This window comes from Paenibacillus sp. VTT E-133291 (genome assembly GCF_002264395.1).
Taxonomy (GTDB): Bacteria; Bacillota; Bacilli; order Paenibacillales; family Paenibacillaceae; genus Paenibacillus_AQ; species Paenibacillus_AQ nitricinens.
Window position 1 is genome coordinate 62,657 of record NZ_NFVA01000018.1, and the last position, 19,719, is coordinate 82,375.

A 19,719-nucleotide genomic window follows, 5' to 3' on the forward strand; every position below is an offset into this window, starting at 1 on the left:
TCGTCCTCTTTCCCCGCTCCTATGCGGTAATGAATAGATTTATAATTTCACAGCATGTCCGCCGTCAAAAAAGTACAGCCAAATCTCGCTGATCGGTTCTCCCAAAATATCATGTAATGCCTTGCTGTATAACTCTAGCTGAAAACGATATTTTTCTTTAAGCGCTTCTAACCCACCCTGATGTTCTAAAACAGAGTCCGTCTTATAGTCTAACAGAATCATCCGGTCCTCTTCGCGGAACAGGCAGTCAATGACCCCTTGGATCAGCACTCCTTCACTAAAGCCTTCATTATTATTTCCATGACTTAGCTCTGAGACGGCTTTATTCATATAATCGAGCCCTCCATAAGCCTCGCCTGCGGGAAGCATATAACTGAACGGCATTTCTCTAAGCTTCCAAGAAGAATCTATTAATCTACGACCCAGTTCATTCGTATAAAAAGTCTCTATCTGATCGGGGGCAACCGCCTCCACCTGCTCAGCAGTTAGAATAGCCAATCTCTGCAAACGGGCTAATGTTTCTTCCACAACTTTAGAATCAACAGAACCCTCCAGCGGAATATGCTGCATAACCGTATGGTAAGCTGTCCCGCGCTCCGCTGGGGTTAGACTGCGCTTTTCCATAAATTTCGGACGCCGCAAATGCAGACTGTCTGCTCCTGCCACATCTGAACGCTTATTGTTTTCGGTTGAGGTGACAGGATAACCATCTTCCTCTAAGAGATCATAAGAAGGCTGATCCTGCATCGATAACAAAGATTTTAACTCTGTAACAGAGGTTTTGGCAGGAATACCAGAGGCAGCCGCAAACGGATAAGGCCATTCTAGTCTTCTAGCAATTTCATCGCTATCCACAGATCCATAGACACTTACAGATTCACCTTTTTGCAGCGCCTTGAGTACAGATTGACGTTCTTCTGCTTTGTCCTCTGAGTTATCCGAAGGAAGGAACGCCCCGGAATTCAGTTCGGAAGCATGCTGCACACTGATGCTCCAGTTCGAGACGTCGCTGTGCAGCACTGTCGAGACGGTACCTTCAGAGCCGCCTAGCTTACGAAGAACAGCCGCCGCCGGATGCCGGATCAATGCCGGTCCAACCCAGTCCAGATAGCTGCGACCGCGGGCTAGTAAATGATCAGCAAGCAGTAGCTCATCCCGATTCTGTACACTGCTCCAGCCCGCAATTTTCCGTGGTAAATCTCTTACGGTACCGACTAGAATCATCTTATCTCTCGGACGAGTTAAAGCTACATATAATACCCGCATTTCCTCAGCCAATAATTCAAGTCGTGTACGACGATTAATAGCCAAATAAGGAAGCATCGGGTAGCTGACCCGTGTTTCCCGCTCCACAAAACGTGGCCCGAAGCCAAGCTCTTTGTGCATCAGGAAAGGAGAATGCAAATCCTGTCGATTAAACTGCTTCGCCATACCCGCTATAAAAACAACAGGAAACTCTAAGCCTTTGGATTTATGGATGGTCATAATTCTGACCCCATTGCCCTCTTCGCCGCTACCACCAGCTACACCAAGATCTCCGCCATTCTCACGAAGCCGTGAAATGAACACCAGAAAACGGAACAACCCACGCGCCGCAGTATCATTCTCAAATTGAACAGCCCGATCATACAAAGCTTTAAGATTGTTCTGTCGTTGTGAGCCTCCAGGCAAGCCTCCAACCCATTCCAGATAGCCGCTCTCACCATAAATACGCCAAATCAGCTCACTGAGACTGCCTTGTCTAGCCGCATCTCTCCAGCTTTCAAGCCGTTCCAGAAAATTCTTAAGCTTATGCTTCAGCTTTAGGCTGATTTGCGGTAAAGCTCCACTTTCAGATTCCACCTCATTAATGATTTCATCATTATTATTATCTGAGGTGACTTTCTCTTCCGCTGCACTTGCTGTTTCTATCACATGAGCCGAGAAAAGATCGTATTCTTCCTCAGCTTCCTTTATATCTTGCAAGCTCGCTGCCACTTGTACAGCATGATAGAAAGAACCATGGCTGTACATCCGAACTGTAGCCAGTTCCTCTTCCGTTAAACCAACGACAGGAGAGCGGAGCACGCCGGCGAGTGGAATGTCCTGCTGAGGATTATCGACTACTTTTAAAAGTGAGAGTGCAATTTCTACTTCAGTGGCTTCAAAATATCCTTTATTCAAATCTCCGTAAGCAGGGATTCCCTCCATCCGAAGCTCCTCGATAATCAAAGGGGTCCATATTCTCGCCGAACGAAGCAAAATCACGATGTCCCCATAAATCACTGGGCGCATAATCTTAAGCCCTTTATCATAAATCAACAACGGCGATCCGCCGTTCAGGCCAGTCATCTGTAATATACGCCGGGCAATCGCCCTTGCTTCCAGCTGCGCGGTCTCACTCTCAATAGCTTCGCTTTCCTGAAGTGGCAGCTCACCGTCCTCAGAAGTCTCTTCTATTTTACCTGATGCCGCTCCGCGATCGATCAATAATAGCTCTGGTGCAAAAAAAGTATCTGGCCCCTTCTCTGCTGCACCCGGGAAATTCGCACCATACACAAGCTCAGCGCGTTCGTCATAATTAATCTCAGCCACCGTCTCATTCATAATCTGCCGAAAAATCATATTTACGGCATTTACAACCTCCATACGACTACGGAAATTACGGGCTAGATCGATAACCGAACCGCCGGAAGATTCATTAGACTTCTCAGATAACTCACTTAACTCGGATTCGCCTATTGTATTACTGCCACCTCCGGCATTCTTAGAGCCAAAGCTACGGTATTTATCCAGGAACAGCCCCGGCTCTGCCAAACGGAACCGATAAATACTTTGCTTCATATCTCCGACCATAAATCGGTTACCAGGTGTTTCGCGGGAGATCAGCCGCACAATCTCTTCTTGTACACTATTCGTATCCTGATATTCATCTAGCAGAACCTCATCGAATTGGGCGCGGTACTCCATCGCTGCATCAGAAGGCAGGGAAAGGCCTGGTAGAGAATCAGGATGGCGCAAAATTTGCAGACAATAATGCTCCAAATCACTAAAGTCGACGAGACCCCGTCCTGCTTTTTCCATTCGATAACGTTCACCGAACGCTATCACCGTCTCCGCAAGCTCTGCCATAAGCGGAGCCGCCTCGTTCAGTTCTCTCAAAAAAACATCTGCTGGACGGCCAAACAGCGCCTTCTGAAGATCTAAAACACTCTTCTTCACACTATCGCGCAGTTCTTTAACCATTTCCTGCAGTCCAGGATCTGTCGAATCCTTCTTACAAGCTTTCAATTTTCCAAAGTATACTTCCATGAAAATATCATATAATTCTGCCCATGGCCGTTCATTCACAGCCTCCTGCAATGCACTTACCATCTCAAGGTCAGTCGTCAAATTCTCGGCATAAGGCGCCGGACCACCCGGCTGTAGCGCGATCTCCCTGCCTTGGATAAGCTGACTGGCTGCACCCTCAAGGGTCAGCTTCGCTTCTTCAAGAATACTTAGCACCCAAGGAGTTCGACCTAAGCTATCTGTGTCTGGTAATGAGAAATCAGCTGCGGTATCCCGAAGCCACTGCTCTGGCCAAGGATGGCTGCGGGCATAGTCATGCAGTCGCTGTATGAGCGCATGTACCGCATCATCGCTGCGTTCACCACTGAACCAGTCAGCAAGCTGTACAAATACGCTATCCGCGCCATCTTCACCTGCTTCACCGTATTTTTCCTCCAGTAGCTCTTGAAGCAGCTCCTGCCGCATCATCTCTGCTTCATGTTCGTTCAGGATACGGAAGCCGGGGTCTATCGGAATGATCTGATAATAACGCCGGATCACTTCCAGACAGAAGGAGTGTAGTGTTGTAATCGAGGCTTTCCCGAGCAACGACAGCTGACGGCGTAAATGGTCATTCTCTCCATTCTCCTCAAGCTCCCGGTCTAGTGCTTCCCTAATCCGCTGGCGCATCTCGGCAGCAGCAGCTTTGGTAAACGTAGCTACCAGCAATCTATCTACGCTAAAGCCATTCTCTTCCTTGCTGATTTTGCGAATAATACGTTCTACAAGTACCGCTGTCTTACCGGAACCTGCCGCCGCAGCAACGAGGATATCATCACCGCTCTCAGCGATGGCGCGCCACTGGTCATCACTCCATATGCTCCCTTCCGGTTTCGCTTCTATTTCAGGCTTCATACTCACGGTGTAGTTCCTCCTTTGCGGGACAGCAGATCCCAGATAATGTCCTTCCCTGGCTTACTCAGATTATTGTAGCCATTGCCTTCCACAGCTTCATCGAACTGGCAGACGGGTCTAAAGGAACAGAATGTGCAGGCTGTCTCTTGCCCAATCCGGTATGGCTCAATCGCCACATCACCTTCCATAATGCGTGTCCCGATATCTGAGATCGTTCCCCGAACGGATGATAATAAGTGCCCCCATTGCTCTGGTGTAGCTACAGAAGCACTACTATAAAAACTTCCATCAGCTTTTACTGCTACAGGCACGATAGAAGAATACCCTTTATCTAAAGTCGTATCCATCAGGGATACAACCTCGCGGTCTGCTGTAAGCAGTCCCTTCATCTTGAAGCGTTTCAGCAATTCTTGTTCTGCTTGTTCCTTGTTCATCCCGTTAGATGAGGTTAACAGTGGGTCGTGTACATGGAAATACAGTGTCCCTGCTGGAAGCGCCGGTTGCCCAAGCCATTGCTCCGAATACGTTAGCAGTACATCCAGATAGGTCAGCATCTGTAGCGATAATCCATAGTACACCTCGTGCAGCTTGAGATCTTTTTGACTCGATTTATAATCAATGACTCGCAGAAGAATTCCATTCTCTCCACGGGCCATGTCTACACGGTCGATCCGTCCTACAACCTCCATCACACAGCCATTCGGCAGCGTAATTCTTAAAGGTGGCAACTCCTTATCCGGTCCAAAATCCAGCTCTAGCCCTACCGGCTCAAAGCTGCCTCGGCGGGCATGCTCGCCCAGAATTACAGAAGCACGTCCAACAATATTTTTTAGCTTGCGTGAGATGTATCCGTAACGTTTAGAGCTCATCAGAATTTCACCCTGCAGCATCGGTGATAAACGTTCTACAGTCTCACTTGCCTCACGCCGACATTCCTCTGGAGACAAGCTTCCCCAGCCGCGGCCCTCTTCTTTCAGTCTTACAGCCATGTCACTTAACGCAGCATGGAACAGTTGTCCAATATCAGGTGCTTGCAGCTTATATAGCTGGCGTTCCTTCAGTCTAAGTCCGTAAGATGCAAAATGGGAGAAGGAGCAAGCAACAAACTTCTCCATCCGGGACACACTGCCTCGCAGTGTCGATCCACCGTACAATCTAAGGCTTGTTCCACGCTTTAGCTTCGTTCCCACGTTACGATAGAACAAGGAACTGAGCAGACGTTTCAATTCGAGACTACGAATATCATCAGCAGCGAACCAGTTATACACATCCCACCATAATTCAGGTATCTCCGTCCCCTGGCGCCACTGGCGAAGCTGCATAATCAATGCACGAAGACTTTGTTCTGGATGACCAATGTAACCGAGGTGAATGGAATTTCTGACTTCTTCTGGTAGTCCTACTGGGGGAAGTGCTGCCAAGCTATGCTCTTGCACCCTTGGGAACATTCTATGCAAATGACGGATTACCTCAGAGGGAAGAAGCGCCTTGCCCTCATCATCAGCAGTGGCGTAGCTAATCCAGAGCTTTCGACTTCCTGTCGTTAGCGCATTATAGATCAAAAACCGCTCGTCCAGCAGTTTACGAGAAGCACCAGGAGCAAGCTCCATACCGGCGTTCTCAAGCACGGAGCGTTCGCCTTCCGAGAGAATTCCATCTTCCTTAAATTGCGCAGGCACAACACCTTCATTAAATCCAAGCAAAAATGCGTATTTAACTCCCGTTGGTCGAGTCCGATCCATGTTACCAACCAGTACTTGATCGAGCGCGGGAGGAACAAGTCCCATCTTCAGCTCAGCAAGTCCTGTCTCTAGGACTCCGGTGAACACATCAAATTCAAGTCTCTCGTTGCCCATCATCTCGACGATCTGATCTAGCAGATCAAGCACTGCACCCCACAGCTGACTATGTTCTCTAGCCTTCTCGGGTTGCCCCTTCTCCATAGAACCGACACTAAGTTTCTCCAGCTTTCGAGCAACATCCGTTTCATCCAGCAGCTTGTACACTGCGGTACATAGTTCAAGACCGCTTTTACTCTTCTGTATCCGTTTCTCAAAAGCAAATAGAGGACCCGTTATACTAGCACGGCATCGCTCCATTGTAGCAAGCAGTTCTTCATCCATCTGTCTGCCGCCTTCCAGCGACAAGCTAGGAATCCCTTTCCATGAACGGCCATCCGTCCAGCGATACCCTTGAATCCCACAAGCCAGCACATAATTTTCTAAGGCATCCATATCCTCACGCGTAATACTACCGTCCAGTGGTAGCAAAAGCTCCGTCTTTACACAGCGGAATACATCCTCAAAGCGCCAGCGTCGACGCACCACATCCAATGCGGAACGTACAAACTCTACCAATGGATGGTGCAGCTCATTTACCTTCTGGTCCAGAAAAAAAGGGACTCCGTAATCTTGGAACAACGGTTTAATCAGCTGCTCGTAATCTCCAATATTACGCATCAATACGGCCATATCACCATATTTTGCACCTTCATCTCGCGCCAGTCTAATCATTTCACGCAGTGCTCCCTCAACCTCTGCTCTGTGTGAAACTGCTGCGCCTATAGATATCGCTTCATTTGCCAGTTCATCTGCACCCATCCAGACCTTTCGGCGGTCATATCCTCTTTCGAGATGAGCAAGAACAGGACTTTCTTCAAAACGCGGAAGAACCGCTGGCTCCAGCAGCTCGTCCCACACATCAATGCCCAGCTCTTCAGCTATTCCACGCAGTTTAATGTAAGTGACCGCAGTTGGGTGAAACAATTCAAGCTCATTTAATTGATCTCCATAGGGATACGAACGATCAAGAGTAAGGGACACGGTCAGCTTCGATGCTTGCTGCATTAATTCTCGAAGCACTAAGAATTCCTGCGGGGTAAAGCCGTGGAACCCATCTACCCAAATCTGCGCCCCGCGAATGTAAGAGGAATCAGGAATATGCTCAGCTAGTTCCGCTAAACGATCCTCTTCATCGATATAGAGGCGTGACATCTCCTTCTCTAATTCACTGAATACCAGCTGTAAATCATCCAGCTTGCCTTCAAGAATTGGACTTCTTGCAATAGCGCCTCGCATTGCGGATAGCTGCTCCTCTAAATCAGAGGAAGCCAAACAGCAACGCTTCATCTCCGTATGCAGCTGATTGAGCCGTTCCACAAAACCCGGTCTGTCTGCAGAGGCACCGAACAACTTCAGTTCCTCTTTACGGCGACTGATGATTTTGTAAATCAACATCTTTTTACCTTCTTCACTGATCGGCAGACTAGCGCTACCTCCAGTTTCCTGTTTCACTCGATAGGCAAGCCGAGAAAAGCTCAGTGTCTGCGCCCGAATGCTTCCCTTCACATTCCCTACGGTCAGAAGCCCCCGTTCTGCTCCAAAGGAGCCTTGTTCCGGTACAAGAATAATGATTGGCGCACCAAGAGGCTCCTTCTCTAATGAAGTTGAGATAGACTCCCATATTTTCGTTGTCTTGCCACTGCCCGATCGGCCTAGTAAAAAGGTTACCGACATAAATGATAGACTCCTTCCGTAGCGGAGAAAATGTATAAGATACAAGGTGAAATACTCACCGTTTGATAATGTTCAAATGAAAAAGCTCAGTCGTTCCTCGTCCCCTCAGTATAGCATAACTGCACAAATCAGAACATGCGTTTGCTAGTATTTTCTAATGATTTACAATCATAATCTTGTAAATCCCGAATTCAGCTCTTTTGAGAACATAGCAAAAAAACCCGTAAAAAGAGGCCTCGATCGAAGACTCCTTTTACGGATTAAAATCCATTACTTATATAAACAGCCAGCTTATTTCTTACTCCGCACTTCAAAAATCGCAAACTTCAGATAGTGTCCTTCGTTAACACCTAGAATCTGCGGATGGTCTTTACCTGCGGCACGCCATTCCACAAGTCTCAATACTTTACCTGCATCTTTAGCTGCGTCGGCAATCGTCTCAAGGAATAGATCCGGCTGCATGTGGTAAGAACAACTTGCAGTAACCAAATATCCGCCTTCGTTCACCAGTTTCATGCCGTGTAGATTGATATCCTTGTAACCACGACAAGCGCCTGCTACTGCACTTTTAGTTTTCGCAAACGCTGGAGGGTCTAGGATAACTACATCCCAAGTTCTACCTCCACCTGCTGTCATAGGCTTGGAGGTGTCCGTTTTGGCGGCTTTGCCTCCGGATTTAGCATTTGTAGTCGTTACTGTTGATTCCGTTCCGCTGGCAACCGTCGCCCGCTCCGAACGTTCCTCCAGCCCCTTGACCTGATTGCGAAGGTAGGCAAAAGCATCGTCCACTACAAATTCCACTCGATCAGTAAAGCCATTTAGCTCCACATTAACCTTAGCACTCTCTATAGCATGAGCGGAAACGTCAAGGCAGGTTACTTTTTTCGCGCCATACTTGCAAGCATGCAGCGTGAAGCTGCCTGTATGCGAAAAGCACTCCAGCACTGTAGCACCATCCCAATAAGGGAAGGTTACGTGTTTACCACTCTTATTTACCGGCAAAGTTTGTAACGAGCCATCTTCTGCTTCTATTTCTTGCAGTGTAATTCCGCTTCGTCCACCCCAGCCTTTCATGAGAGGCGCAATGGATGCTCTATTCTCACGCTGATCAAAGAAATAACCGGTCTTCTGGCCCTCTTCGATATCTACTACCAGCTTCAGATCATTTTCACTTACAGTAACATGTCTTGGGCATTCCCCGTACAGCACACCTGTAGTCTGCTCCAGCCCTTCCAGTTCACGTACACTAACATCACTGCGTTCATAAATACCACGCGGTGCCATAACCTGTACAAGTGCTTCAACAATCTCTGTACGACACTTGTCCATTCCGAGTGTAAGTAGCTGCACAACCAGAATATCGCCGAACCGATCCACAATCAGACCTGGCAAAAAGTCCGCTTCACCATAAACCAAACGATAAGCATCCGCCCCAGGCAGGAAACGTTCTCTATGTTGCAGACAATTCGTAAACCGTTCTGCGAAAAAGGCGGTGTCCATGATAGCCAAAGGTCCCTGCGATACAATTCTTACCCGAATCTGCGACGCTGGATTGTAATATCCTACCGCCAGAAAACGGCCTTGATGATTAAGAACATCAACTAATCCCCCTGCTTCCGGGTTTCCTTCTACTGATGCAACTTCACCTGCATAGACCCATGGATGGCCCTGTTCCAATCTTTTTTTGCGATTGCGTTCTAATCTAACCGATGCCAATGACTTCAACTCCCTGTTTTTCTAAAAATGATTTTATACATGTCCTACTCGTTACTTTCATATATTGGTGTACAACCCTCGTTCAAAGGAGTATGCCCTATGTTCCGTGATCTGCTTTTTCCTATTATATATGGTTTGGTTATCTTTCTGGCTGGCATGAAGCTAATGGAGACAGCATTGTCCAAGCTTGCAGGCCCTCTGTTAACAACAAGTCTGAATAAGGCAACCTCTACACCTATCAAAGGCTTGATCGCAAGCAGTGTACTGTCAGCCCTGCTTCAGAGCAGCACGGCTGTAACTGTACTAACGATCGGCATGGTAAATGCCGGTCTGCTCACCTATGCTCGTACGCTTGGCATTATCTTAGGTAGCAACATCGGCACCACTTTGACCACCGAACTCATCGGACTTCAGATCAATACTATGGCTACACCATTGCTGGCTGCCTCGCTGAGTTTGTGGGCAGCAGCTGTTATAGCAGGCGAGTTACCTCATACGTCACGGGCAGCAGCACTGTGCCTGAAAATATCAGAGCCGCTGCAATTCATCAGCCTGGCTATATCAGGATTCGCCTTAGTCTTATGGGGAATCGCAGTTATGCAGTCCATCGGCGGGACACTTCAGGAGAGCGGCCTATTCCTTTGGTTCTTGGATCATGCGGCCACAAGTGCCTTGTGGGGAATCGCCGCTGGTGCCTGCTTAACAGCCCTGCTACATAGCAGCGCTGCGGTCATTGCCATGGCTATGAGCATTGCTGCGTCGGGTGCCATGCCCACAGAGCTTGGCATAGCCATCGTGCTCGGCGCCAACGTCGGCACCTGCCTCACGGCAGTCATCGCTTCCATCGGCGGCTCGTCTTCTGGCGTCTTCGTCGCATGGTCGCATGTTGCACTCAATGTTGGCGGTGCACTATTGTTCCTGCCACTTCTCGGACCCCTGCAAGCAACCGCTGCTTGGATCGGCGGAGGCCCCTCTTCACAGATCGCCCATGCCCAGACTATTTTTAATATAATCTGCTCGATAATCGCACTGCCATTATGTTACCTGCCTGTATGGTCAAGACTGGAGAAACGTCTTCTATCGTAACGAGTTACTGTAACGCCTGAACCCAAACTTTCCACAACTGTACTATTATACTTCAATCGAAAATATTATAAAACCGCGATCCATCATAAAAAGTGATTATCGTCGTAGTGATTGCAATCAGAGCGAATAAGATCAAAGCAATATAATCATTTCTTGAGAAAGGACGACTGCTGTACCAAGTCCGTTTATTCTGTGTTCCAAAGCCACGTAATTCCATAGCCGTACTAATATTCTCAATGCGTTCAATGCTGGTCAGAATCAAAGGCATAAGAATTGAAATAATATTTTTAAGCCGTTTAGGCAGCTTTTCTTTTCGAGAGATGTCTATTCCCCGTGCCTGAGCGGAGAACGAAATATTCTCATAATCTCTTTGGATATCCGGAATGTACCGCAGCGCAAGCGATACAGAATATGCAATTTTATAATTCACACCAATCCGGTTTAAAGACGCTGCGAATTCACTAGGATTTGTCGTTAGAAGGAACAACAGTGCCATGGGAATGACCACTGCATACTTAAGGGCAATATTTAATTGATAGAATAGCTGCTCATATGTTACGGTATACCGACCTACAAGATGAACAATATCATGCCGTGAACCGTATACCTTTACACCTTCCAATGGAGAAAAAATAAAGATAGCTATATGATTAAGCACAAAGAAGATCAGGATAAAATATAGTACAAAAGCATAATCCTGAAATTGAACTTTAGAGACTCTAAAGGCAATCAAACTAAATAATAGCATCACTATTAGACATCTTGTATCATATGTAATCATCCCTGTCACAGACCACACTATAAATAAAATCAGCTTAGTGGCGCCTGTAAGACGGTGAACAGGTGAATCCTGCTTCGTAAAAGTTAACATTGTGGCCTTCATCCGCCCCGGCTCCTCCTGTCGTATGTAATAAATCTTCTTACAAACTCTTCTGGCTGATCCAATTGGACCTTCATAGCCAATGTAAATAGTGAGGTCTCTTTCAAATTAGCAGTCCTCACTACTTCTAAATTGGTTAGCACTCGTTCAGGGCTATCATCAGCAAGCTTAACACCATCAGACAACACTACAGCTCTATCGGCATACTCCAGCATAAGATGCATATCATGCGTAATCATAATGACCGTCATTCCCTGTTCACGAAGCGTCAAAAGAAATTCCATCATTTCGTTATAGTGCCTATAATCCTGTGCTGCAGTCGGCTCATCTAATATGATCACTTCCGGCTCCAGGATCATAATAGAAGCAATAGTCACACGTTTCTTCTGACCGTAGCTGAGCGCAGAGATGGGCCAGCTACGAAAAGCGTATAGACCGCATATTTTTAAAACATGATGCACTCGCTCACGAATAAGCTCCTCAGACACCCCTCGTAATTTAAGGCCTAGCGCAACCTCATCATATAAAAGCGTCTTAGAAATCATATGATTAGGATTCTGCATCACGAAACCGATCCGCTCTGCCCGCTCCTTAATCGTATCCTTGGCAATATCCCTTCCGTTCATCAATACCGAACCGGAAGTGGGCTTATAAAAGCCACAGATAAGCTTAGATACCGTGGATTTCCCAGCCCCATTTCTCCCAGCTATACAGACCATTTCTCCTTTATGAATAAGAAGGTTAAGTTTATGAAGTACTGGTCTGCTCTTCTCATAACCGAATGAAACATCACGTAGCTCAAGGATAGGTAGACTCTCACGTTTATCCTGCTGCGAATTATTGTTATCATACCAGTACTCAAGCTTGCTGGAGCAAGAGTCCAGCTGAATTTCATCTATATGCTGCGGATTCATATCTGATGCAATCGTACATCCTGCATACTTTAAAGCCGTTAAATAGAGAGGTTCCCGAATGCCTGCTTCTGAAAGTAAGCCCGTGCTTAATAGCTCAGCGGCTGGCATATCCGCCGCAAGGCGTCCGTCATGGATCACAATAATGCGGTCCACCGCACGGTGAAGTACTTCCTCGAGCCTGTGCTCGATAATAATAACCGTTTTACCGGTCTCTTTTTGCACTCGGTCAATAAGCTCAATTGCTTTTGTGCCGGTATATGGATCTAAGTTTGCCAAAGGCTCATCAAACAACAGGATGTCCACATCACCAACTAGAACGCCAGCTAAGGTCGTTTTTTGCTTCTGACCACCTGACAATTCCTGAGGTGACGCTCCTAAATATTCGTGGATATCCACGGCTGTTGCTGCAGCCACTACCTTTTCTATCATTTCGGCCTGTTGGACCGCGTGATTCTCCAGACTGAAGGCGATATCCTCTCCAACCGTTAATCCAACAAATTGTCCATCCGGGTCTTGCAGTACAGTCCCTACCTGATCCGACAATGCTGCAATACTAAGTTCTTTCTGCTCCAGACCCATAATTCGCAATGATCCAGACATTTCACCTTTATAAGCAAAAGGGATGAGTCCGTTTATACAATGAGCCAGTGTACTTTTCCCAGAACCAGAGGGTCCCACAATAAGTACCTTCTCCCCTTCGGCAATCGTTAAGTTAATATCTGTGAGTGTAGGCTCCTGCTGTGCTCGATATTGAAAACTAAAATCCTTAAATTCAATCACTGCTTTTTTCATCCTTGACCTTCCTCTTAGCTTCGTTTGAAGAATTTCACTTTCATTATATGTTTTACAGCCATAAAAAAGCCGGTGATCTCCACCGGCTTTTGGTTTGGATTATATGCTACTCAGGCTTCTCTGGTCAAGCTGCCTTGCTTCGTTCTTGTCTTTGCATATGCTATTGCCAGTAGAGAACCAATCACTGCCACAGTGACTATATTGGATGCTCCGGCGATAAGTCCTTGTGTGAATACTTTATTCGCCGGTTCCGCATAGATTAGAATATCCAGTACAGGTGCTACTAAGAACCAGGCGATTGCGTTAGCGACAATCTGGGCCAGATTAAAACGAATCAGTTCCTTTCGTCCGAACTCCCCATCATGAATCCCAATTCTAGCCACAAGCAGCCCAACAACGAGCCCAACAATTCCAGAAGCGATCACCCAACTGAACCAAGGGGAACCATAAAAAATCGCATCCTTCAGTGTATGTCCGATCAGGCCAATGAGTAATCCGGCAAACGGACCGTACAATAGTGCAAACAATGCCAGTAAAGCGTATGTAGTCTCAATGTTAGTGTTTGGAATTCCGGATGGAATCGAACCGAACCTGCCCAAAATAACGAATAAAGCAGAACCGATACCAATCGCAACAATCGTCTTAATCGATAACACCTTTTGTTTTGCCATATTTTCATCTCCCCCAAAGCTTCTTTTTATTTTATGTAATTATACATCGGAATAGTCGGAATTAATATAGATTAAAATAAAAAAATCTGCAAAGCCAACATTAATGTTGGCTTTGCAGACCCAAACCACTTATAGAGTTATTATATGATTTGCTTCATCTATTTCACAGTAACGGTAACCGTCACTGTCTTGGTACCAATCTTTCCTTTAATGGATGCCGTTCCTTTGCTCACAGCTACAATCTGACCGCTAGCAGATACTCTAGCTACAGAAGGCTTAGAGCTAGTCCACGCCGCACTTCCAGTAACAATAGCGGTCTTCCCCGTATCATACTGCGCAATCACAACTGCATTCTGAACAGCTCCCGGAGCCATCTTCAGTCTAGTCTCGTTGACAGTCAACTTCATTAGCTTAGGAACTACATTAATTTTGACACTAGCAGCGAGCCCTTGGTAAGAACCTGATAACGTCGCAGTTCCTTCTGTTATGGCTTTAACAGATGTACTTTTAACCGTGGCAACAGCTTCATTCGAGGACTCCCAATTCATGCTGCTGGAGATATTCCCCGTCTTACCATTAGAGTAGTAAGCCGTTACCTTTATGGATTTAGAACCTTTAATATTCAATTCAATCGCATTCGGTTCTACAACAATTTTAGTAACTTTTTGTTCAATAGTAACCGGGATACTAATAGTCTTATTAGCGTAGGTTCCCTTTAAAGTGGCAGAACCCTTCACTAGTCCTTTGATTACCTTGCCTGAAGAGGTTGTCTTGATAATTGCATTCGTACCGGTAATCTCCCACTCCATAGTACCTGTAGCATCGAGTTCATTCCCATTTTCCATCACAGCTTTGACTTCAGGAACAGCCTTCTCTTCACCAGTAACAATCACAACGTTTTCCTCTGGTCCGAGCAAAATATGAACCTTATCTTTAACTGTAACACTCACTACAACACTTTTTTCCCGGATAGCCGCTTTGGAGGAGGTAGGATTCTCTGATTTTATTTTGCCGACAATATTAACAGTACCAGCCTTTTCAGCAACGAGCTTGCCATCTTTGATGGTGGCAATATCATCATTGGCAGAAGTCCACTCAATTTCTTGACTGAGATCCAGCTTCGTGCCGTCTAGCTTAGTTCCGTTTACCTTTGGCAAACTTACGGAATCCTCTGTGTACATGTCCAGTTCCGTTTTATCAGCTTCCAACTCTGTAATCGTAGGATATACCATCAACTTAAAGCTTTTACTAATCCCTCTGTATTCTGCTTTAATAACCGATGTTCCCACTGCTTTTGCGGTGATCGCTGCAGCATCAGTACCCGCAGTAACCGTCGCCGCGAGTTGGTTGTCCGAACTCCATACTGCACTACTGGATACATTCGGAGTGGAATTCGCAGCATCTCGAACTTCTGCTTTAACGTTCAAGCTCTCACCCATAAACAAGAATTGATCGCCTGATGGAGTAAGCAATAACGCCTCGTAAGGAGCACGTACATATACATCCACAGTTTGTGTAATCCCCAGATAAGATACTGTAATTACAGCTTTTCCTGCGGACAGTACTTTGATTTCTCCCTTGTCTACAGTAGCGACACTTGTATTAGAAGAAGACCATTCCGCTTTCTCTGAAATATCATTTGGGGTCGTCTTTGTAGTCTCTTTGGTAAACGCAGTTACTTTCACCGGATTATCACCAACGAGCATTTCAATTTCCTTAATTACGATGCCCTTATCATTTTTAAGCTCAATTTCAGAATAAGGCAATTTCACTACCGCTTTAAAGGTTGCTGTTAAGTCCTTATATTTGGCAGTAATGGTTGAAGTACCTTCACCCGCTAGTGTGATCTTACCTTCTGCAATCGTCAATACGCTTGTATTGGAGCTGCTCCAAGTGGTATCAGCCGTTACATCCTTGGCAGAAGTCGCTGTTTCGCCACCAATCGCATTGGCTTTGACCAACAGTTTATCCTCTTCGTCACCCAATTTATAGTTCCCTTCGGAGCTATATTCGAGCTTCAATTCTTTGATCGGATGTGATACCTCTACTTCTATAGTAGCGAGTGCATGATTATAAGTAGCTGTAATAATAGCCTTTCCGCTATCTATCGGAGTCAATAAGCCATTTACTACTTTTACAGCGTTAGTGTTAGAAGAATTCCATACCACTGCACCCGTCACATCTCTTTTGGAGGAGGACCCTTCTACATTCGCATATATCTTCAGTTGCTTTGGCGTTTGTCCAACCGTAAGCTGCAGTTTGGCTGAGCTTTCAAACTCAATCGAGTTGATATCGCCGGCAGCTGCAAAGACACTTACCGGAAAAACCGCAGTAGCTAACAATATCATGATGAGGAGCATTTTCGTCATTTTCCTGTACACAGTCATTTGTTCTCTCCCTTAGGTTATAATGTCGTTTGGTGGTTTATCCCCACACTCTTTTACTTATATCGACAATTGTACACCAAGTGTTTACCCTATAACTCCATAAAGCCAAATTCAGGACTTTCAGACTAGATAATCAGGTGTAGGGTTGATCAATATATTAGGAAGTAATATGCTAGCTACTACATTCTTTTTTTGAACCAAGGGGGCTACGATGAGTATAGAGAACTTTCAACTAGAGACAATCCCTACTCCAATAGAGGAAGATAGCTTCCTTAAAGGGGTAAAAGATTGCATTCCCACACTACTCGGTTATTTGAGCATTGGACTTGCAGCAGGTGTTGTTCAAAAGACCGCCGGGCTGAGCATTGCTGAGATTGCCTTGATAAGTCTGATGCTTTATGCCGGTTCAGCACAGTTTATAGCTGCTGGAATGATAGCTGTAAGCAGCTCGCCTGTTGCTATTATTGTTACGATATTTATCGTGAATCTTCGTCACATTTTGCTTAGTGCAGCTCTTTCACCTTATTTCCGGCATCTTACCCCACTGAGAAACATGCTGGTTGGAACCCTGCTGACAGATGAGACCTTTGGAGTTGCTATTAATCAAACAGTGAATAAGCAACAAATCAGTGAAAAATGGATGCATGGCCTTAATCTCACTGCCTATTTAAATTGGTTTATTGCGAATATAGCAGGAGCTTTTTTGGCACAGTGGATTTCTGATCCAGATCAATTCGGTCTACAGTTTGCTTTACCTGCCATGTTCATTGGCATCCTTGTTATTTCCATGATTGATCGTAATAAAATAAAACTTGATTTAGTTGTCGCAATCCTAGCAGTAATCATCGCTGTAGCTAGCTCCTTCGTATTCTCCGGTAGTGTAGGTGTCATTGTTGCAACGGTCATTGCGTCAACAGTAGGGATGGTGCTTGAAAAATGGAAGTGAGATGGGATGTATTTTTGATTATTCTAGGGGCGGCTTTGGTAACCTTCATTCCAAGGGTGGTTCCATTAATGATTCTAAGCCGATTCGAATTGCCTGAATGGGGAATGCGCTGGTTAAATTATGTTCCTATCTCTGTTATGGCGGCACTAATAGGTCAGGAGATCCTCTTAAATGATGGAAAATTCTCACCTATAGCTAATAACGTTGAGCTTTTTGCGGCAATCCCTACTTTTTGGATCGCTATAAAGACCCGGAGTTTGCTAGGAACTGTGCTGGCGGGGATTGTTTCGATTATGATCCTTCGAATGTTTTTTTGATCTACTCCATACCCAGCAACAAAAACACAGAGCAGCCATTCTCCACTAACGGAAGTTGGCTGCTCTGTTGTCTACTTACTTCTGTCTATTACTTAAAGGACAGCCTGCTTAAGACCGCTCTGACTAACCCCGACCAATTCGCCTCGGCATTCGTTCACACCAGCTTCGGTGATCTTCACCTCACAAAGTTCTCCTTGAAGTGAATCCTCTCCATCAAAGAAGACCTGCAAATAGTTGTCACTGAATCCATGCTGGATATTACGGCCCGGAGCTCCTTTAGCGGATCTTTCCGGAATCACACTAAGCGTCTTTCCTACAAACTTACGGGCATATGCTAATTGCATTTCTTCGGATAGATCAATCAGCTCCTGCACACGTACATTTTTGATCTCTTCATCAATCTGATTGTCCATCCGCGCTGCAGGAGTACCTGTCCGCTTGGAATACGGGAATACATGCATCTCCGAGTAATTTACAGCCTTCATGAAATCGTATCCGGCACGGAACATCTCATCGGTCTCACCCGGGAATCCAACGATAACGTCAGTGGTAATCCCGACATCTGGCATCGCCTGGCGGATCAATTGCATTTTGGTGTAATACTCTTCTGTCGTATATTTACGGCGCATCGCTTTCAGCACATCATTATGACCGGCTTGTAACGGAATATGCAGATGACGGCACATTTTGGAGGAGCGGTTCAGCACCTCAAGCAGCTTCTCATCAATCTGACTAGCTTCAATAGAACTGATACGCACCCGTTCCAGACCATCTACCTTATCTAGATCCCACAGTAAATCGGAAAGTCGGTAATTATCAAGATCATCACCGTAACCTCCGGTATGAATACCCGTTAGCACAAACTCCTTATACCCTGCTTCTACCAATTGATGCGCTTGAGCTACGATGCTTTTTGGATCACGGCTACGCGAAAGTCCACGCGACCATGGAATGATGCAGAAGGTGCAGAAGTTGTTACAACCATCCTGAATCTTCATAAAGGCACGCGTCCGATCCGCAAAGCCTGGCACATCCATCTCTTCGAACTCACGTGTCTTCATAATATTACGCACAGCATTGACCGGCTGACGTGAGGCTTCAATATTCTTCACATGTGTCATGATCTGATCGCGGTCCTGGTTACCGATGACAAGGTCAACTCCAGGAATATCTAGAATCTCCCCAGGAGAGGTTTGTGCGTAACAGCCTGTTACGGCTACGATGGCCTCTGGATTACGGCGCACGGCGCGTCGGATCATTTGACGGCTTTTTTTGTCACCTGTGTTAGTTACTGTACAAGTATTAATCAGATATACATCGGCGGGACCCTCGAAATCAACCTGCTCGTAACCTTCATTTTTAAATAGCTGCCAAATGGCTTCGGTATCATAGAAATTCACTTTACAACCTAAAGTATAAAACGCTACGGATGGCATCTCTTAAGCTCCTCCCATTTCTCCAGATTCATATAATATACAAGCAGCGGCAACCATGCCCGCTGTCTCACAGCGCAGAATTCGCCGTCCCAGTCCTACGGATACTGCCCCGGCTTCTTCTGCCTTGAGGCATTCCTCCGGAGTAAAACCTCCTTCAGGACCAACCACAACCATAACTTTCCCGCCAGATTGCGGTGAAAGCGATGCTAACCATGGAGCAACGCTGCTTCGAAGCTGCAAGCCTTCCTCTTTTTCATAACAGAAATAAACAGCATCATATTCACTAAAAGTCTGTAAAAGCTGCTTCCAGGACAAAGGTGATCCTACAGACGGAACGATGTTCCGATGAGCCTGTTCGGCAGCTTCCTTACAAATTTTACGCCAGCGATCCAGTCGTTTGCTTTCTTTACGCTCGTCGTATTGCACTATTGTGCGTTCTGACAGAAAAGGAACAAAGCCTACAGCACCAATCTCTGTACACTTCTGAATGACAGTTTCCATCTTATCGGCTTTAGGCAAGCTCTGTGCGACTGTAATTTTAATTCGAGGTTCATGCGTCATCTCCAGGGACTCCAGAATGTTCACAGTGACTTCCCCAATTTCAATCTGCGCAATCTCTACTAATGCCTCACGCGAAACACCATCGCTAACAATAAGCTTGTCCCCTGCCTTACCACGCATCACTTTAGCGATATGACGGGCGTCTTCCCCATCAATTCTCACGGTATCCGCACCAAACTGCTCCGGTGTAACGAAATATCGCTGCATCTCATCATCATCCTGTTCATAAATTCAGTAACAAGTATAAACGCCTTCGGCGTCCCTATAAGGACTGTAAGCGTTTAAACGAGAAATATAAGTCATAAAGTATAGTGTGAAACTTATACTTTCTTAT

Annotated in this window: 12 protein-coding genes; 3 read left to right on the top strand and 9 right to left on the bottom strand. The window is 46.0% G+C overall.

The window, feature by feature from the left end:
- Window positions 1-39: 39 nt before the first annotated feature.
- The 3 genes from addA to CA598_RS10480 all read right to left on the bottom strand — a co-directional run bounded on the left by addA (window position 40) and on the right by CA598_RS10480 (window position 9,395).
- Window positions 40-4,164: a helicase-exonuclease AddAB subunit AddA gene (addA, locus tag CA598_RS10470; protein ID WP_094876469.1), complete on the bottom strand. Its 4,125-nt coding sequence runs from the start codon at window positions 4,162-4,164 to the stop codon at window positions 40-42.
- A gap of 2 nt (window positions 4,165-4,166) precedes the next feature.
- The gene (gene addB, locus CA598_RS10475; RefSeq protein WP_094876457.1) at window positions 4,167-7,679 is read right to left on the bottom strand and encodes a helicase-exonuclease AddAB subunit AddB; all 3,513 of its coding nucleotides are present in this window, start codon (window positions 7,677-7,679) and stop codon (window positions 4,167-4,169) included.
- Between the two features lie 291 nt (window positions 7,680-7,970).
- Window positions 7,971-9,395 (bottom strand): class I SAM-dependent rRNA methyltransferase, encoded by a 1,425-nt coding sequence (locus CA598_RS10480; RefSeq protein WP_094870311.1) that lies wholly within the window; start codon window positions 9,393-9,395, stop codon window positions 7,971-7,973.
- Window positions 9,396-9,494: 99 nt separating this feature from the next.
- On the opposite strand from CA598_RS10480, the gene CA598_RS10485 reads away from it, so the two are divergent.
- Window positions 9,495-10,481, top strand: a complete 987-nt coding sequence (locus CA598_RS10485; RefSeq protein ID WP_094876458.1) for a Na/Pi cotransporter family protein — start codon at window positions 9,495-9,497, stop codon at window positions 10,479-10,481.
- Between the two features lie 52 nt (window positions 10,482-10,533).
- On the opposite strand, the gene CA598_RS10490 is transcribed toward CA598_RS10485, so the two are convergent.
- The 4 genes from CA598_RS10490 to CA598_RS10505 form a co-directional block, all read right to left on the bottom strand.
- The gene (locus tag CA598_RS10490) at window positions 10,534-11,364 is read right to left on the bottom strand and encodes an energy-coupling factor transporter transmembrane component T family protein (RefSeq protein ID WP_179283638.1); all 831 of its coding nucleotides are present in this window, start codon (window positions 11,362-11,364) and stop codon (window positions 10,534-10,536) included.
- Window positions 11,361-13,067, bottom strand: a complete 1,707-nt coding sequence (locus tag CA598_RS10495) for an ABC transporter ATP-binding protein (protein WP_094876459.1) — start codon at window positions 13,065-13,067, stop codon at window positions 11,361-11,363. The genes CA598_RS10490 and CA598_RS10495 overlap by 4 nt, the downstream gene beginning before the upstream one ends.
- 110 nt (window positions 13,068-13,177) lie before the next feature.
- Window positions 13,178-13,738, bottom strand: coding sequence for an ECF-type riboflavin transporter substrate-binding protein (locus CA598_RS10500; protein WP_042190972.1), 561 nt, complete (start codon window positions 13,736-13,738; stop codon window positions 13,178-13,180).
- A 158-nt stretch (window positions 13,739-13,896) separates the two neighbouring features.
- Window positions 13,897-16,125 (bottom strand): hypothetical protein, encoded by a 2,229-nt coding sequence (locus CA598_RS10505; RefSeq protein ID WP_094876460.1) that lies wholly within the window; start codon window positions 16,123-16,125, stop codon window positions 13,897-13,899.
- A gap of 211 nt (window positions 16,126-16,336) precedes the next feature.
- Between CA598_RS10505 and CA598_RS10510 the strand changes: the two genes are divergently transcribed.
- Window positions 16,337-17,071, top strand: coding sequence for an AzlC family ABC transporter permease (locus CA598_RS10510; protein WP_094876461.1), 735 nt, complete (start codon window positions 16,337-16,339; stop codon window positions 17,069-17,071).
- Window positions 17,062-17,388: an AzlD domain-containing protein gene (locus tag CA598_RS10515; RefSeq protein ID WP_094876462.1), complete on the top strand. Its 327-nt coding sequence runs from the start codon at window positions 17,062-17,064 to the stop codon at window positions 17,386-17,388. The genes CA598_RS10510 and CA598_RS10515 overlap by 10 nt, the downstream gene beginning before the upstream one ends.
- A 92-nt stretch (window positions 17,389-17,480) precedes the next feature.
- Here CA598_RS10515 and mtaB read toward each other — a convergent pair whose 3' ends face one another.
- Together mtaB and CA598_RS10525 are read right to left on the bottom strand one after the other, a co-directional pair.
- Entirely contained in the window at window positions 17,481-18,824 is a 1,344-nt protein-coding gene (gene mtaB / locus CA598_RS10520) for a tRNA (N(6)-L-threonylcarbamoyladenosine(37)-C(2))-methylthiotransferase MtaB (protein WP_094876463.1), read from the bottom strand.
- 3 nt (window positions 18,825-18,827) lie between these two features.
- Window positions 18,828-19,592 (bottom strand): RsmE family RNA methyltransferase, encoded by a 765-nt coding sequence (locus tag CA598_RS10525; protein ID WP_042190982.1) that lies wholly within the window; start codon window positions 19,590-19,592, stop codon window positions 18,828-18,830.
- Window positions 19,593-19,719: the final 127 nt, after the last annotated feature.

Bases quoted from the DNA above. Each gene is read 5' to 3' on its own strand.
- addA (WP_094876469.1), bottom strand. From the start codon at position 4,164: ATGAAGCCTGAAATAGAAGCGAAACCGGAAGGGAGCATATGGAGTGAT.
- addB (WP_094876457.1), bottom strand. From the start codon at position 7,679: ATGTCGGTAACCTTTTTACTAGGCCGATCGGGCAGTGGCAAGACAACG.
- CA598_RS10485 (WP_094876458.1), top strand. From the start codon at position 9,495: ATGTTCCGTGATCTGCTTTTTCCTATTATATATGGTTTGGTTATCTTT.
- CA598_RS10490 (WP_179283638.1), bottom strand. From the start codon at position 11,364: ATGAAGGCCACAATGTTAACTTTTACGAAGCAGGATTCACCTGTTCAC.
- CA598_RS10495 (WP_094876459.1), bottom strand. From the start codon at position 13,067: ATGAAAAAAGCAGTGATTGAATTTAAGGATTTTAGTTTTCAATATCGA.
- CA598_RS10500 (WP_042190972.1), bottom strand. From the start codon at position 13,738: ATGGCAAAACAAAAGGTGTTATCGATTAAGACGATTGTTGCGATTGGT.
- CA598_RS10505 (WP_094876460.1), bottom strand. From the start codon at position 16,125: ATGACTGTGTACAGGAAAATGACGAAAATGCTCCTCATCATGATATTG.
- CA598_RS10510 (WP_094876461.1), top strand. From the start codon at position 16,337: ATGAGTATAGAGAACTTTCAACTAGAGACAATCCCTACTCCAATAGAG.
- CA598_RS10515 (WP_094876462.1), top strand. From the start codon at position 17,062: ATGGAAGTGAGATGGGATGTATTTTTGATTATTCTAGGGGCGGCTTTG.
- mtaB (WP_094876463.1), bottom strand. From the start codon at position 18,824: ATGCCATCCGTAGCGTTTTATACTTTAGGTTGTAAAGTGAATTTCTAT.
- CA598_RS10525 (WP_042190982.1), bottom strand. From the start codon at position 19,592: ATGCAGCGATATTTCGTTACACCGGAGCAGTTTGGTGCGGATACCGTG.